Origin of the sequence: Acinetobacter sp., from assembly GCF_041919735.1 — a bacterium.
Classification (GTDB): Bacteria; Pseudomonadota; Gammaproteobacteria; order Pseudomonadales; family Moraxellaceae; genus Acinetobacter.
In genome coordinates this window covers 56739-71563 of the sequence record NZ_JAYRTF010000007.1, presented here as the reverse complement: position 1 = coordinate 71563, position 14825 = coordinate 56739, and the positions used below count along the sequence as shown (strand labels likewise).

At 47.7% G+C, this 14825-nt stretch carries 14 protein-coding genes and 1 pseudogene; 8 read left to right on the top strand and 7 right to left on the bottom strand.

What is annotated here, in order from left to right:
- Positions 1-95 precede the first annotated feature (95 nt).
- Entirely contained in the window at positions 96-743 is a 648-nt protein-coding gene (locus ACE3T3_RS05760) for an HAD-IB family hydrolase (RefSeq protein ID WP_374664952.1), read from the bottom strand.
- Positions 710-1918, bottom strand: coding sequence for a DUF1615 domain-containing protein (locus ACE3T3_RS05755; RefSeq protein WP_374664951.1), 1209 nt, complete (start codon positions 1916-1918; stop codon positions 710-712). The genes ACE3T3_RS05760 and ACE3T3_RS05755 overlap by 34 nt, the downstream gene beginning before the upstream one ends.
- Positions 1919-2624: 706 nt before the next feature.
- On the opposite strand from ACE3T3_RS05755, the pseudogene pgaB reads away from it, so the two are divergent.
- From pgaB to dusB, 5 genes and pseudogenes are all read left to right on the top strand, one after another.
- Positions 2625-4514 (top strand): annotated as a pseudogene (gene pgaB / locus ACE3T3_RS05750) (poly-beta-1,6-N-acetyl-D-glucosamine N-deacetylase PgaB); the annotation flags it as partial.
- Positions 4515-4524: 10 nt separating this feature from the next.
- On the top strand, positions 4525-5817 hold the full coding sequence (gene pgaC / locus ACE3T3_RS05745; RefSeq protein WP_374664949.1) for a poly-beta-1,6-N-acetyl-D-glucosamine synthase: 1293 nt from the start codon (positions 4525-4527) through the stop codon (positions 5815-5817).
- Positions 5807-6223 (top strand): poly-beta-1,6-N-acetyl-D-glucosamine biosynthesis protein PgaD, encoded by a 417-nt coding sequence (gene pgaD, locus ACE3T3_RS05740; RefSeq protein ID WP_374664947.1) that lies wholly within the window; start codon positions 5807-5809, stop codon positions 6221-6223. The genes pgaC and pgaD overlap by 11 nt, the downstream gene beginning before the upstream one ends.
- Before the next feature lie 29 nt (positions 6224-6252).
- The gene (locus tag ACE3T3_RS05735) at positions 6253-6474 is read left to right on the top strand and encodes a hypothetical protein (RefSeq protein ID WP_374664945.1); all 222 of its coding nucleotides are present in this window, start codon (positions 6253-6255) and stop codon (positions 6472-6474) included.
- 131 nt (positions 6475-6605) lie between these two features.
- The gene (gene dusB / locus ACE3T3_RS05730; protein WP_374664943.1) at positions 6606-7649 is read left to right on the top strand and encodes a tRNA dihydrouridine synthase DusB; all 1044 of its coding nucleotides are present in this window, start codon (positions 6606-6608) and stop codon (positions 7647-7649) included.
- Between the two features lie 81 nt (positions 7650-7730).
- Here the strand turns inward: dusB and ACE3T3_RS05725 are convergent, their stop codons facing one another.
- Both ACE3T3_RS05725 and ACE3T3_RS05720 read right to left on the bottom strand, forming a co-directional pair.
- A complete protein-coding gene (locus ACE3T3_RS05725) occupies positions 7731-7940 on the bottom strand; it encodes a hypothetical protein (protein ID WP_374664941.1) in 210 nt (69 codons plus the stop codon).
- Between the two features lie 207 nt (positions 7941-8147).
- The gene (locus tag ACE3T3_RS05720) at positions 8148-9191 is read right to left on the bottom strand and encodes an NAD(P)H-dependent flavin oxidoreductase (RefSeq protein ID WP_374664939.1); all 1044 of its coding nucleotides are present in this window, start codon (positions 9189-9191) and stop codon (positions 8148-8150) included.
- Positions 9192-9452: 261 nt separating this feature from the next.
- Between ACE3T3_RS05720 and ACE3T3_RS05715 the strand changes: the two genes are divergently transcribed.
- From ACE3T3_RS05715 to ACE3T3_RS05705, 3 genes are all read left to right on the top strand, one after another.
- A complete protein-coding gene (locus tag ACE3T3_RS05715) occupies positions 9453-10712 on the top strand; it encodes a putative DNA modification/repair radical SAM protein (RefSeq protein ID WP_374664937.1) in 1260 nt (419 codons plus the stop codon).
- Between the two features lie 2 nt (positions 10713-10714).
- Positions 10715-11494 (top strand): TIGR03915 family putative DNA repair protein, encoded by a 780-nt coding sequence (locus tag ACE3T3_RS05710; RefSeq protein ID WP_374664936.1) that lies wholly within the window; start codon positions 10715-10717, stop codon positions 11492-11494.
- A 90-nt stretch (positions 11495-11584) separates the two neighbouring features.
- Positions 11585-12103 carry a hypothetical protein gene (locus ACE3T3_RS05705; protein ID WP_374664934.1) on the top strand — a complete coding sequence of 173 codons (519 nt, stop codon included), beginning with the start codon at positions 11585-11587 and terminating at the stop codon, positions 12101-12103.
- An 86-nt stretch (positions 12104-12189) separates the two neighbouring features.
- On the opposite strand, the gene ACE3T3_RS05700 is transcribed toward ACE3T3_RS05705, so the two are convergent.
- The 3 genes from ACE3T3_RS05700 to ACE3T3_RS05690 form a co-directional block, all read right to left on the bottom strand.
- Positions 12190-13401: a YeeE/YedE family protein gene (locus ACE3T3_RS05700; protein WP_374664932.1), complete on the bottom strand. Its 1212-nt coding sequence runs from the start codon at positions 13399-13401 to the stop codon at positions 12190-12192.
- Between the two features lie 127 nt (positions 13402-13528).
- Positions 13529-14230: a VIT family protein gene (locus tag ACE3T3_RS05695; protein WP_374664930.1), complete on the bottom strand. Its 702-nt coding sequence runs from the start codon at positions 14228-14230 to the stop codon at positions 13529-13531.
- 123 nt (positions 14231-14353) lie between these two features.
- Positions 14354-14698, bottom strand: a complete 345-nt coding sequence (locus tag ACE3T3_RS05690; protein ID WP_374664929.1) for a hypothetical protein — start codon at positions 14696-14698, stop codon at positions 14354-14356.
- Between the last annotated feature and the right edge of the window lie 127 nt (positions 14699-14825).

The window sequence follows — 14825 nt, the reverse complement described above, 5'->3', positions numbered from 1 at the left end:
ATGTGCTGTTTCCTCATGGCTGCGGTGCAGGCTTGATTGTAAATAAGATTGCCATGCACCTCATGACATTGCTTTCACAACAGCAATGAAATCTCTCAGGCCATCTTCTTCAAGCTTTCAAGAGGGGGCAGTTTGGTACTTTCACCGGCCATGTAAGTGTAATCCGCTAAGCTCAGCATTTCTAAATCTTCATAGCTGTTGCCATAGGCGTAAACACTATCGTATTGAGATAAATCAAACTGCTTTAAGATGCGCTGTTTCTTTTGTTCACAGCTGCAATCGAGGGTTGCATAGTGGCCTGTATATTGCCCATTTGAAATGACCGGTTCTGTGCAGATTAATTGCACATTCAGCAGCTCGCAAATGGGTTTGAGGTAAATATCGACTGACGCTGAAACAATGACAACATCATCGCCCAAGGCTTGATGGCGCTGCAGCTGCCGCAGCAATTCAGGATTCAAATGCGCAAGCAAGGTATGCGCATATTCGGCGGCCATGCGCTGCACATCAAAGGCATTGGATTCACTGAACATGGCCCGGTACAGCTTTGGACGCATGGCATGTGCAGGGTAGAGGTTCAGGTAGTAGCCTTGAATCCAAGGCAGGATTTTTAGCCCCTGACGCACAATATGGCGCTTGCGCAAGGCATAAAAGATAAACCCTGTGAAGCTGTCTTTGGTGCACAGGGTTCCATCAAAATCAAAAAGCGCTAAATTTTTAGGTGTTTTATTCGGTTCATGCATGTTTGATAGCGTCCATTTACTCTGCTCGCAAACCAGTTGGTATTGTATTCCCGGCTCAGTTTCGGTCCTGAAATCACCACTTCAGGCATCATGGCATAAAAAGGCTCTTTGCCGGTTTTTTCTTTATAAAGCTTGGTGACAGCGCGGTACGTTGCCGTATCTTCAAAGTCTTTATCTTTTTCTTTTTTCAAATCTGAGCGGATTTGCCGCGGCGTCAAAATGACATTGTTCGCCGCAAAAACGTTCAGCAATTCACGTTCAGATTCGCTCTTGGCCGAACGCGGAGAACCGTCTTTATTGTACAGCAGCAAGTCGCCATCCAAGCTGAGCTCGGCTGCAGTCAAGTCGTTCAGCATGCTTTGGAATGCAGCGTTGCGGCTAGAGTAGCGGCCTGAATTATAATCAGCAAAACGGTAGATCGGCTTATCATAATCTGCCGGATACATCATTAAACGATGAATGCCGTAATACAAGCCACCGTATTGGGTATACATGTCTGAGCGCAGTTCGGCAATATTGCCGCCTTGGCGCTTATGGTCTTTGGCATAGCCGATATGCACCTGCATTGAGCCCAAAGTAGTGATCGGATTCATCTTTTCGCCAAAGTCTTGGCCGACCAGCTTGGCTGCGCCAGTGAGTGCGCTGACATGATAATGCTTAGACATATAGTCGAAGATTTCACGGTACAGCTCATCCAGTTCACGTTCGGTTTTGACTTTGCGCATCTGGCTTAAATAATTATTGTCAGGGCTCGGCTGAGTTTTCAGCACTTCTTCAAAATAGCCCGCCACGGTGCTGCCAATGCCGTCACCGAGTTTGTCTTTGAACTTTTCATCCAGGCGGGTCTGCACTTCTTTAACGGCTTTTTCGCCTAAGCCGGGAACTTGAGGATCAGCGACGAAGTTGGATTCCTGATCCACCACAGCCACGATGGAGCAGATATTTTGTTTGGTTTGAGGGATGCCAAGCTGGTCTGTAATATCAAAAATATCCTGCGCCCAAGAGGTGCGGTCATGCACGCGCGGCGGAATCGCCTTGCGGATTTGTTCTGCATTTAAAGTCGGCTCATCATCTTTGGACCACCAAGAACCGTTGCCGCAGGCCGCCAAACTGATAGAAACCGTCAAAACAGAAAGTGTTTTGACGCAAGCAGAGGATGCAAAAATGTTTTTCATATTGAAGAAAGCATATTCCCAAAAGGTGAGCCACTTGGCAGAAGCAGTATACTATGGCTGCTGAAAAAAAAGATGAATTAATCTTTTAACCCGTGTTGAAAATACAGCAAGTTTTCAGGCTTTGTCTATGCTGTCAGGGAACTATTTTTGAGCGCGGCATGGCGGAAGGGCTGTATTTTATGCGGCTTATGCAAGGGGGCGTTTACGCTGCCTGCCGCGGTTTTATTTTTTGGAACGCTCATTTTAAATGCAGCCGGCTGCTGATAGAAACGCAGCATCTAGGATGTATTGAATTGCAAAGTGTTTTTTTAATGGATGAAAATTCATGTTTTTAATGTTGCTGCTTGAGGCCTCTGCGTTCAGAGCAGCGATGCAGCCCGGTATTCCAAGAAATGCGAGATGATCTTGAACCGCTGATTTGCGGGTGAAATTTTGCAGGAATAGTGTCTAAACCGCTCTTATGTTTGGCAATTTTAAGATTCATTTCATGTTGTTTTGCTATAAAGTCAAAACGGGAACTGGGTTTAAATGATGCTTAACGGAAAATCGATTCATCAGGATGATGAATAAGTTTAAGTTGCAGTTTCTGCTTTTAATTTTGAGCAGCCTTTACATGAAAACTCGCTTTCTTCTAAATATTTTTGCTGCGTCACTTTCTGCTGCGTTATTTTGTTCTCCTGCATGGAGCAAAGATGCGCAAAGTGACCAAACATTGACTGTTATTGGCTATCATGAAATTACCAATAATAAATCGCTGATTCCGGAATATGCAGTCACTACGGCTCAATTTGAAAAGCATATTGAGTGGCTGCGGAAAAATGGCTACCACTTTATCAATATAGACCAGCTGCTGAAAGCGCATCAAGGCAAAAACCGCTTGCCGTCCAAACCTGTGTTGTTGACAGTGGATGACGGCTATGAATCTTTTTATCAAAATGCTTACCCAATTCTGAAAGCGAATAAGATCCCAGCCGTTTTAGCGGTGGTCGGTTCATGGCTGGAACCGTCGGCCAATCAAAAAGTGGATTTCTCCGATGAGATGATTCCGCGCAATGCCATGCTGTCATGGGAGCAGCTGAAGGAAATGCAAAACAGCGGCTTGGTGGAAGTCGCCAGCCACAGCTATAACCTGCACCGCGGCATTCTGGGCAATCCTCAGGGCAATTCAGAGCCGGCGGCAGTGACGCGCTTGTATGATCCTAAAACGGCTGCTTATGAAGATGATCTGCATTATCAGCAGCGCATTACTGAAGATTTGAGACGCAACAATAAACTGCTGACCGCGCATGGCATTCAGTCGCCGCGGGTGATGGTTTGGCCTTATGGCCGCTACAACATGCAGACAGTGTCTATCGCCAAGCATTTGGGCATGCCGATCGCCATCAGCCTGGATGACGGTGCGGATTCAGCGCAAGGCTCGCTGGGCCAGCTGAACCGCATTTTGGTGGAAGGCAATATGAGCACCGCAGATTTGGCGCAGGAAATTGCAAACCGTGAAAAGCATTTAGGCGACAATAACCGTCCGCAAAAAATCATGCATATTGATTTGGATTATATCTATGATCCAGATCCAGCGCAGCAGGAGCGCAATTTGGGCAACCTGCTGGACCGCATTGAAGCAATGAAAGTGAATACCGTGTACCTGCAGGCGTTTTCTGATCCAGATGCCAATGGTTCAGCGGATATGGTGTATTTCCCGAACCATTACCTGCCGATGCGCGCGGATTTGTTTAACCGTGTGGCATGGCAGATTCAAACGAGAACGCATGTCAGCCGTGTCTATGCATGGATGCCGCTGCTGGCTTGGGAGCTGCCGAAAAGCAATCCGGTGGCCAATGATGTGGTGGTGACACAGCAAAGCCGTGACAGCCAGCACTTGAATATGGGCTATAAGCGCCTCAGCCCATTTTCACCGGATGCGCGTAAGACCATTGCCGGCATTTATACCGATTTAGCCAAATCTGTACCGTTTAATGGCGTGCTGTTCCATGACGATACCACATTGTCAGACTACGAAGACGCCAGCGCTGATGCAATGAAAGCCTATGCGGCCATTGGCTTGCCAACTGATTTGAGCGTTATCCGCGGCAATGATGCAGACCTGCAGAAATGGACGGCTTTTAAAACCAAGGCGATTGATGATTTTGCAATGTCGCTGGCGGCCGATGTGCGCCTGTATCAGCCATTTTTACTGACAGCGCGCAATCTCTATGCGCAAGTGGCTTTGAAGCCTTATGCCGAAAACTGGTATTCACAGTCTTTGGAAGAGTCGCTGAAACGCTATGACTTTACTGCCATTATGGCAATGCCCTATATGGAGCAGGCGCCCAATAGCGATCAGTTCTATAAAGACATTATCAACCGGGTAAAAAAATATCCGGATGGCATGAAAAAAGCTGTATTTGAATTGCAGGCGGTCGATTGGCGCAGCAATCAAAAAATCCCATCGGACGAAATGGCCAAAACCATCCAGTCTTTGTATGAGCAGGGTGCAATTCATGTTGCCTATTATCCAGATGATCCGATTAAAGATCATCCAGATGCAGCGGTGATGCGAAAAGCTTTTGATGTGAAATCAAGCAAACTTATTCCTTAGGGGAATTCATATGTCAGCTCTCCAGCACTTTTGGCATTCTGCTTTGCACTTTGTCTTTTATTATCCGCTGTTCATGTCTTATTTATGGATGATTGGCGCCATAATCTTTTACTGGAAGGAACGTAAAGACCCGCCGTATCAGCAGCCGCCAGTTTTGGCAGAATCGCCGAAAGTCGCAGTTTTGGTGCCTTGCTTTAATGAGGGCGACAATGCCGAAGAAACCATCAGTCATGCATTGTCATTACAATATCCAAATTTTGAAGTGATCGCGATTAATGACGGCAGTTCAGATAATACGGCCGAAGTGCTGGACCGCTTGGCTGGGCAATATGAACAGCTGCGCGTGGTGCATTTGGCAAAAAACCAAGGCAAAGCCATGGCGCTGCAGGCGGGCAGTTTGCTGACCGATGCTGAATTTTTAATCGGCATTGATGGTGATGCGCTGCTCGACCCGCATGCCGCTTCATGGATGATGCGCCATTTCTTAAAAGATGAAACGGTTGCTGCTGTGACAGGCAACCCGCGCATCCGTACACGTTCAACCTTAATCGGACGGATTCAAGTCGGTGAGTTCTCCTCCATTGTCGGCATGATCAAGCGCGCGCAGCAGAGCTTTGGCCGCCTGTTTACCGTATCCGGCGTGATCACTGCTTTTCGCAAAAGCGCCGTGCATTCTGTCGGCTACTGGTCGCCGGATATGCTGACAGAAGATATTGATATCACATGGAAGCTGCAGCGCGCAGGCTGGAATATCCATTTTGAACCGAATGCGCTGGTGTGGATTTTAATGCCTGAGACGTTCACGGGCTTATGGAAGCAGCGTCTGCGCTGGGCCATGGGCGGTGCGCAAGTGCTGCTGAAAAATATTGATGTATTGCTGAAGCCGCAGCTGAATTTTTTATGGCCGCTGATGATGGAGCTCATGCTGACCTTGGTATGGTCGTATCTCATGCTGATCTTGGCTGTCGTGTGGCTGGTGCATTTTATTGTGCCGATTAGCGGTATTGGTGAAATCAATTCTCCATTCCTGCCTTATGGTACAGGCATGCTGCTTGGCGCAACCTGCTTGCTGCAGTTCGCGATCAGCAAATGGATGGACAGCCGCTACGAGCCGGCGCTGGGCAAAAATTATTTTTGGATGATCTGGTATCCCTTTGTATTTTGGCTGATCACCATTACAGCAAGTATTGTGGCATTTCCAAAAGTTTTGAAATTAGGCACTGGACAGCGCGCGCGCTGGGTGAGCCCAGACCGGGGCATCCGCTTAAATAATTCACTAGAGAATAAAACCAATGAAAAGTAATAGTTTGATTATCGATTTACGGCGCCAGCTGCCATGGCATAAACGTTATGCGTCAAGCACCAGCACGGCTGTGATGTGGGCTATTTGGCTGCTGCTTTGGCGTCCGGTGCTGATTGTAGCTGGGCTGATGAGCCTGCAGAAACATCATGTGCTGCAGCATTTATTCGGCTCTTTTGGCTTAGGCCTTGAACATGGCATTACGGCTTTATTTGCCTGTGCAGCGGCCTTGCTGCTGTGGTCAAACTACGTGCCGGCCAAAAAAGTGAGAAAAACGCAAGTGAAGACCATGACGGATTATGTGCATCACTTTAATGTTCCGGTGCAGGAAGTCGAACAGGGCCGCCAGCAGAAAATCAGCATTGTGCACCATGATGAACACGGTAAAATTGTGAGGATTGAATCATAAGCCGCTGACTGGGCTGAAATTGCCGGAAAATGAACAAAGCCCTTTTTTTTAAAGGGCTTTTTTGTTCAGTGCTGGTTCAGTTTGCAGTGCTGGGGGCGGGACTGATCTTTTGCAGATCAGCGCCATGTTTTTCATGGATGAAGCCAAATACTTTTGCTTCAGCATTAATTGCCCGCTTGGCTAGAGTTTTACTGAAGAAAGTTTTAGACTTGCATCCCATTAAAAATCTCTTTCACGCTATTCCAAAGTGATTGATCTGTTTGCAGCGCAAATGGGTTCAGTAAGCCGCTTATGCGGTTTTGCCCTGAGTGCATATGTTTTATCTTTAGGAAGATCAATTTATGGAATAGCGTCCTCAACCCATAGCGCGTGGAAAAACTGCATGACTCAGCATACTGTAATCAAAGAATTATTTGATAAGCCTATCGGTCAAAAGCTATGGGTGGCGCCGATGGCGGGGGTTACAGACCGGCCATTTCGAACACTGTGCAAATACTTTGGCGCAGGCCATGCGGTCAGTGAAATGATGACCTCAGACAAAACCCTGCGTATGAGTAAAAAAAGCCTGTACCGCGCCAATTTTGATGGTGAAATTGCGCCGATTTCCGCACAGATTGCAGGTTCTGATCCTCAAGATTTAGCCGAAGCCGCTCGCTATCAAGTGGCAAACGGCGCGCAAATCGTTGACATCAATATGGGCTGTCCAGCCAAGAAGGTCTGCAATAAATTAGCGGGTTCGGCTTTGCTGCAGGATGAAGATTTAGTGGCGCGGATTTTAGATGCCGTAGTCGCGGCAGTTGATGTGCCGGTCACGCTGAAAACCCGCTTGGGCTTTTTAAATGGCCACGAAAATATTATGCGGGTGGCCAAACGTGCGGAAGACGCGGGGATTGCTGCCCTTGCGCTGCATGGCCGCACGCGTGAAGATATGTACTTGAATACAGCACGCTATTCATTGATCAAAGAAGTGAAAGCCATGCTGAATATCCCTGTGATTGCCAACGGAGATATCGACAGTCCAGAAAAAGCCAAATATGTGCTGGACTATACTGGCGCTGACGCCGTCATGATCGGCCGTGCGGCGCAAGGCCGCCCATGGATTTTTCGGGAAATTGCGCACTATTTGGAAACCGGCGGGCATTTGGCGGCACCGAGCATTGAAGAGGTGAAAACCGTATTGCTTGGACATTTAAGCGAATTGTATGAATTCTATGGCGAATATTCAGGCTGCCGCATCTCGCGCAAGCATATTGCCTGGTACACCAAAGGCCTGCGCTCCAGCAATGAATTCCGTCAAAATATGTATAAGGTGGAATCAACAGCAGATCAGTATAAAGTCGTTGAGGCTTATTTCGATCATTTGCTTGCACATGGCGATCTGATGAGCGATGTGCAGACTGAAAGCGTGAATTTGCTAGAAAGTTAAATGCGGATTTCACAGCGCTGATGCATCTGCCCGCGCTGTGATTGCATTCTTTTTTAAATTATAAAATGCTCTAAGCGCATTTTATTTTGCGGCTGGAGAAGGCTCACTGGCAGCTTTAACTTCTGTTTCTGAAAGTGACTGTGTTGCCGCTTGCGCTGTTGGTGCAGCCTGCAATTTTTCTGAGGGCTGATGTTCTACCGTCATGCTGGCCGCATCACGGTCTTTTTTGAAATGAATCATGGCATCTGCTGAAAAACCAACCAAAACCAATGCAAGCAGTGCGATAGCCATACGATTGTACTGTTTCTTAAAATAGTGTGTTTATCCTAACATAATGCCCGCACTCATATGCATCCCTGTTTTCGGGTATTTTCCTATTATTTTTAAACGCTTGCGTAGAAAAAACGATGCTTCATCAGCTCTTTGGCCATAGCGGGGCTGAATCAAGCAGCGCCCGCGATTTGCCCTGTGAATGCATGAGAAAATTGCAATCCAGCATCAGGCAAAGTTCATTTCCAAAACCAGCTGATTGATTAAATCCGCGGCTGCCAATTCACGGATCTGCGCAACATTGCTGCCTGCCCAAAAAGCGCCGAAGCCATGATCATTTTGCTGAACGGCCGCAGCATGCAGCTGTTTGCCTAAGTCATAAGTATATGGATAGGCCGGAACCTGCGGACGGGTCGGGGTATCCACTTCCATATGCCAATGATTGATCAAGCCGCGCGCGGGCCGGCCTGAAATGCTGGCGGTGATTTGTGTAATGGGCTGATCAAACAGCGCTTTGCGGTAAGCAGGGTTGGCATTTGAGCTTTTGCATTGAATGAATGCGGTTCCCAGCTGCGCGGCATCGGCGCCCAAATTCAGTAACGCTTTCGCCTGCTGGCCGGACATAATGCCGCCCGCAGCCACAATCGGCAGCTGGCAATGCTTTTTGATCAATTGCACCAGATCAGCCGTTCTGACGCTGCTGTCAAAAGATTCGTTGAAAATGCCGCGGTGTCCGCCGGCTTCAATGCCTTGCGCAATAATGACATCAATCCCGGCGCTTTCTATCGCTTGAGCTTCTGCTAAATTTGTAGCGGAAACCATTGTGATGATGCCGGCCGCTTTAAGCGCTTGAATTTGATGCGCATACGGGATGCCAAAATGGAAGCTGACCGCTTTCGGTTTTGTTTCCAGTACAATATTCAAGAAATCATCATTGTCTAAGAAGCTGGGATAGATGCAGCGCAGCTGTTCTGGCGCAGTTGCGCCGTATTTCTGAAATTGCGGGCTGAGATAATCAATCCATTGTTGCGCGATTTGCGCATCTAAAACAGCCGGCTGATGGCAGAAAAAGTTCACTTGAAAAGGCTGATCAGTCAGCGACTGGGTTTTTAAAATTTGATCGCGGGCAGAAGATGCTGTGCTGGCGCCTAAACCTAAAGAACCTAAACCGCCTTGGTTGGAAACTTCTGCAGCCAGCTCCGGTGTAGATACGCCAGCCATGGGCGCTAGAAGAAATGGATGTTTAATGCCTAATTGTTCTAATAAAGTCATGGGTGCATCTCCTTGTATATCTTCACTTTGCCCAAGCACAGCAGATTAAGCAAATAATATTCATTATTTCTTTGCCGAATGGTTTTGCCTGCAATAAGCTGATGAGTATTTGAGATAGGGCATGTAGGCAGGATTTGAAAACGATCGAATCATCATTTCAAAACGACATGCTGTGTCGTGAAAGAGCTGGCCCGAGCCGTCTGGCCCAGCTGCGCAGCATATAATGCACGCTCCACATTCAATCTGCTGTGAAGCGTCCCCATGTCTGAACGGATCCGTGAAAAGCTGCAAATCTTGGCAGATGCGGCTAAATATGATGTGTCGTGTTCTTCCAGCGGCAGCAAGCGCCAAAATAAAGATAAAGGCATCGGCAATGCGGGCAACGGCATCTGCCACAGCTATACCGAAGACGGCCGCTGCGTTTCGCTGCTGAAAATTCTATTCTCCAATGTCTGCATTTATGACTGCGCTTATTGTGTGTCGCGCCGTTCCAATGATGTGAAACGGGCAGCTTTTACGGTGCAGGAAGTGGTTAATTTGACCATGAATTTTTACCGCCGCAACTATATTGAAGGCTTATTCCTCAGTTCGGGGATTTTTAAATCTGCCGATTACACCATGGAGCGCATGCTTCAAGTGGTGAAAAAATTGCGTTTGGAAGAAAATTTCAATGGCTATATCCATTTAAAAACCATACCGGGCGCATCGCAGGAAATCATTACGGAAGCGGGGCTGTATGTCGACCGCATGAGCATTAATTTAGAAATGCCAACCGAAGCAGGCTTACAGCAGTTTGCGCCGGAAAAAAGCCATGCCGAAGTGCAAAAAGATTTAGGCATTGTGCGCGACCGGCTGATTCAGCTGAAAGATGAGCGCAACATTATCCGTTCTGTGCCGAAATTTGTACCTGCAGGGCAAACCACGCAAATGGTGGTGGGCGCGGCGCAGGAAACAGATCAGGACGTCATTATGATGGCGGATCGGCACTATAAGGAATTTAAGCTGAAGCGGGTGTATTTTTCAGGCTATATCCCAATCAATGAACAGGACAGCGCGCTGCCTGCCATCGGTTCTGCACCGCCGCTGCTGCGGGAAAATCGGCTGTATCAGAGTGATTGGCTGATGCGCTTTTACGGTTTTGACGCTGCGGAAATTGTAGACGATGCACATCCCAATTTAGATTTGGATGTCGATCCGAAATTGAGCTGGGCGCTGCGCCACCCCGAAGCTTTTCCTGTTGATATCAATCATGCGGATTACCGCATGATTCTGCGTGTTCCCGGTATCGGTGTCACTTCGGCGAAAAAGATCGTGCAGGCGCGCCGTTTTGGCCAAATCCATATTGATCAGCTGAAACGCATAGGGGTAGCCTATAACCGCGCTCAGCATTTTATCCGCTGTGCAGGTACGCCTAAATTTCTGCCTGATCAAAGCCCCAGCCAAATCCGCAATCAGATTTTGCAGGCAGGAAATTCGAAATATAGGCAGCAGCTGTCGCCGCAATTGGGCTTTGGCTTTTAAGCATGGCGCGCTATGTCTTTGACGGCACCATGACCGGCCTGCTGAGCTGCATCTTCAGAGCATTTCAATTTAAAGAATTTGATGTGTCTGTGAGCGCCGATCCGCATGCGCAGTCTGGGCTGTTTGATGATTCTATAGAGGTAGTATCCAAAGATGAGCATGCACGACGCGTTTGGCAAGGACTGCAGCAGAAAGCCTCCGCGGGCGCGCTAGAGCGGTTTTATTACAGCTTTTTGTCTGAGCAGGATCAGGCCTTTCAGCACTGCTTTAATTTTGCAGTGTATGTGTTCCAGTCACAGCGGCCTGTCGATCAGGATTATGGCCATGCCGATGTGCTGGGAGTGTCGCAATGGGCGAAGCAGGTCGGGCGGGAAAAGCACCGCATGGAAGCCTTTGTGCGCTTTAAAAAGTGCAAGGATGGCTTATTCCTGAGTTTGATTGCGCCGGATTTTAATGTGCTGCCGGTTATTGAAGGGCATTTTAAACGCCGTTATCAGGATCAGCGCTGGTTAATCTACGATGAAAAGCGCAAATACGGCCTGTATTATGATTTAAACCATGTGCATCAGGTGCAGATGGATGCGCATGCTGTGGACCGTCAAACGGCGATAGGCCATAGCCAGGATTTCAGCATTGAACTGGATGAAGACGAGGCGCTGTATGATCAGCTCTGGAAGGACTATTTCCGCAGCGTGAACATTGAAGCGCGTAAAAATATCAAGCTTCACATCCAGCATGTGCCTAAACGCTACTGGCGCTATATGAATGAGAAAATGCTGTAAGACGATACGGTTAAAATCGGCAATGGGCTTTTTTAGCAGCTGATTTCAGGCATAATGGCGCACGAGATTGAATGTTGAATCGAGTGTGAAATGAAACCTATTTATGCTGCTGTGTTTTTATGTGCCGTATTGACCGCCTGTGCTCAGGATCAAAAACCGCAGGCAGAGATAGATGCCGCAGCATACCGCGTCCAAAATACGCAGGATTTGCAGCGGAAAATTGATCAGCTGAATGCGCAATTCTCTAAAGATTTCCAAAACTTCAAAAAAACAGAAAGTTTGGCTTTTTCTGATCAGTCTGTTTTGGATGTCAATAATTTTAAAACCCTGCATTTGCATGCTGTCAGCTCGACATCGCTAAAGCCGACGAAAGATGCGTATTGCAAGATGATGAATGCCTATTTCAATGAGCTGTACCGCTTAGGGCATTTTAATTTGAATGTGCTGGATGGCGCGGTATTGAACGGCAAAGCGCAGACTGGATTGAAACCGAAATTTGCAGCAGCCGATGCTTTTTATGCCTATGCATTGGATGACTACAGCAGCTATAAGCAAGCGCAGCAAATCATGGGCTTTGGCTGCAATTTGCGTGATGCTTTAACGCCATAATTTCAAGCCTCTTTACTGAGATTCATGCTGAATCAAAAAAGCCCATCCAAAGATGGGCTTTTTTATTTTAAGGATGCAGATCTGAATCAGCAGCCTGTCAGCTTTTCAGGCTGCGGGCGTTCGCCTGGGAAGAAAATTGGGCGGAGTTTTACGCCAATGCTATTGCCTAGAAAGGCAAAGACCAGCCAGAGCCAGCCATGCACACTACCTGAGGCGATGCCGCTGAAATATGCGCCAATGTTGCAGCCGTAAGCTAAACGCGCGCCATAGCCGAGCATTAAGCCGCCAATGATGGCTGCCAAGAGTGAGCGTTTTGGAATATTGAAGTTCGGCGCAAATTTTCCGGCAAGGCTGGCGGCTAAGAGCGCGCCAAGCATAATGCCGAAGTTCATCATGGAAGTGACATCAAACCATAAAGATTCAGTCAGTGCTTTGGCATTGGCAGGCTGCTGCCAATAGGCCCAAGAGGCAACATCAATGCCGATCAAGCTTGCGGTTTTTGCTGCCCAGACTGCCAGCGCGGAAGTGACTCCCCAAGGGCGTCCAGCCAGTGCTAGTGTCGCAAAGTTCAGCAGAGTCAGAATGATGCCGCCCCAAACCAATGGCCAAGGGCCGCGCAAAAAGCGTTTCAAGCCTTGGTTTAGGCTTTCCGGTTCAATTTCTAAACTGCCATGGCGCTTTTTCTCAAAGTACACGGTTGCTGCTGCAATTGCGGCAAAGAGTACGAAATTGACCAGCAAAGCGGGAATAACCCCGAGGCTTTGCACCACGGAAATAGGCGCTAAATGCGGTAAGCTGAACCACCAGTCGAGGTGAGTTGTCGCAATTAAAGAACCAGTGCAGAAAAAGATCAAGGTCACGATCATGCGCATGCTGCCTGCGCCGACTGTGTAGAGCGTGCCGGAAGCGCAGCCGCCGCCCAGCTGCATGCCAATGCCGAAAATGAATGCGCCAATCATCACCGATATGGATACTGGATTCACATTGCCTTTGACTGGTTGGCCAAACAGTTCGCCTGCGCCTAAAGCGGGGAAGAACAGCAAGACCGCTAAGGCCAGCATGATCATTTGCGCGCGTAAACCGCGGCCGCGGCGTTCTTTAATAAAGACGCGCCAGCTTGAGGTAAAGCCGAAAGATGCATGATAGAGCGTCATGCCTAGCGCGCCGCCAATAAGGAATAATAAGGCTTGAGTGATGCCAACCACTTGATATGCGCCAAGTGTACCTAAAATTAAAAGTAAAAAAGATACCCAAATCGACACATTAGACCGATTTGCAGGTGCTGCAATAACAGACATAAGAACAGGAGATAATTCAAACTAAAAAAGTCGGGATATTGTACGCAATTCACATATCTTCAGAACACATTATGTATAAATACATAATGTGTATATTTGATTTTTAATATAAGTTTAATTTATATGTTTAGATGGGTGAAACATTAAACATAGAGCCGATCCACGCGGCAAAGGCCATGGCGATAATGCCCCAGATGCTGACACGCAGGCTGCCGCGCAGCATGGACGTGCCTGCAAAATAACTTGAGAGCGCGCCTAAAAAAGCCAGTGACAGCACCCCAACCACCATAACCACGTTTGATACATATTGATCTGGGCTGAGCAATATAGACAGCATAGGGAAGAGCGCGCCTAGAGAAAAGGCGGCGGCGGATGAGCCTGCTGCCTGCAATGGATTGGCCGCTGTGTTTTCATGAATGCCGATTTCATCACGGGCATGCGCCTCTAAAGCATCTTTGGCCGTCAGCTGAACAGCAACCTCATGCGCAAGTTCAGGCGTTAAACCGCGGTGGATATAGATTTGCGTGAGTTCTTTTAATTCATGATGCGGATTTTTTTCCAGTTCGCGGGCTTCCATATGCAAGTCTGCTTCTTCAATATCGACTTGTGATTTAACCGAAATATATTCACCTGCAGCCATGGAAGTGGCGCCGGAAATTAAGCCTGCGACACAGGTAATCAGCAAAGTATGTGTGGATGCGCCACTGGCCGCCATGCCCATAATCAGGCTGGTGACAGAAATAATACCGTCATTTGCCCCCAAAACCGCTGCGCGCAGCCAACCGGTGCGCTGTATATAATGTTTTTCGCTATGATGTGAAAAAGACATATTGCATGCTCTTTGCCTTAATTTTCTACATGATGAATGGCTTTACCTTGAGGATGCAAGCTCAGTGCAGTGATTAAACGAAAAAAAAGCCTTCGTAATGAAGGCTTTTTTATAAACAGCGGATTATTGCTGCGCTTTTTCTTTCACATCAGCAGCGCCTTTTTCAACAGCAGCTGCGGCATTGGCAGTTGCGTCTTTAGTTGCTTCCTTAACGTCATGTGCCGCAGCTTCGGTTTTAGCCGCCGCTTCATCTGTAGCAGCATCAATTTTTGCAGCAGCCGTGTCTGCAGCGGCTTGCGTTTCTGATGCAGCATGATCAGCCGCATTTTGAATATCTTGAGTTGCTTGGCTTGCCGCATTTTCTAAATGCTCACCAGCAGTCGCGCCTGTTTCAGGAGCTTTCTCTTTACTGCAGCCAACCATTGCAACTGTCGCAGCCAAACCTAAAGCAACAAGTAATTTGTTCATTGTGTTATTCCTCATTTTTTTGTTATGCCCGCAGCATGGGCTGAACACATATTAGCTGAAAAAATAAGCACAAATCGATCAAAAATTGTTGATTAAGTGTAACTTTTTAGGACTCCGCTCCAATTCA

Excerpts from the sequence above, each read along its gene's own strand:
- ACE3T3_RS05700 (WP_374664932.1), bottom strand. The coding sequence starts at position 13,401 with ATGTCTGTTATTGCAGCACCTGCAAATCGGTCTAATGTGTCGATTTGG.
- pgaD (WP_374664947.1), top strand. The coding sequence starts at position 5,807 with ATGAAAAGTAATAGTTTGATTATCGATTTACGGCGCCAGCTGCCATGG.
- ACE3T3_RS05705 (WP_374664934.1), top strand. The coding sequence starts at position 11,585 with ATGAAACCTATTTATGCTGCTGTGTTTTTATGTGCCGTATTGACCGCC.
- ACE3T3_RS05735 (WP_374664945.1), top strand. The coding sequence starts at position 6,253 with ATGAACAAAGCCCTTTTTTTTAAAGGGCTTTTTTGTTCAGTGCTGGTT.
- dusB (WP_374664943.1), top strand. The coding sequence starts at position 6,606 with ATGACTCAGCATACTGTAATCAAAGAATTATTTGATAAGCCTATCGGT.
- ACE3T3_RS05695 (WP_374664930.1), bottom strand. The coding sequence starts at position 14,230 with ATGTCTTTTTCACATCATAGCGAAAAACATTATATACAGCGCACCGGT.
- ACE3T3_RS05690 (WP_374664929.1), bottom strand. The coding sequence starts at position 14,698 with ATGAACAAATTACTTGTTGCTTTAGGTTTGGCTGCGACAGTTGCAATG.
- ACE3T3_RS05720 (WP_374664939.1), bottom strand. The coding sequence starts at position 9,191 with ATGACTTTATTAGAACAATTAGGCATTAAACATCCATTTCTTCTAGCG.
- ACE3T3_RS05710 (WP_374664936.1), top strand. The coding sequence starts at position 10,715 with ATGGCGCGCTATGTCTTTGACGGCACCATGACCGGCCTGCTGAGCTGC.
- ACE3T3_RS05725 (WP_374664941.1), bottom strand. The coding sequence starts at position 7,940 with ATGGCTATCGCACTGCTTGCATTGGTTTTGGTTGGTTTTTCAGCAGAT.
- ACE3T3_RS05760 (WP_374664952.1), bottom strand. The coding sequence starts at position 743 with ATGCATGAACCGAATAAAACACCTAAAAATTTAGCGCTTTTTGATTTT.
- ACE3T3_RS05715 (WP_374664937.1), top strand. The coding sequence starts at position 9,453 with ATGTCTGAACGGATCCGTGAAAAGCTGCAAATCTTGGCAGATGCGGCT.
- pgaC (WP_374664949.1), top strand. The coding sequence starts at position 4,525 with ATGTCAGCTCTCCAGCACTTTTGGCATTCTGCTTTGCACTTTGTCTTT.
- ACE3T3_RS05755 (WP_374664951.1), bottom strand. The coding sequence starts at position 1,918 with ATGAAAAACATTTTTGCATCCTCTGCTTGCGTCAAAACACTTTCTGTT.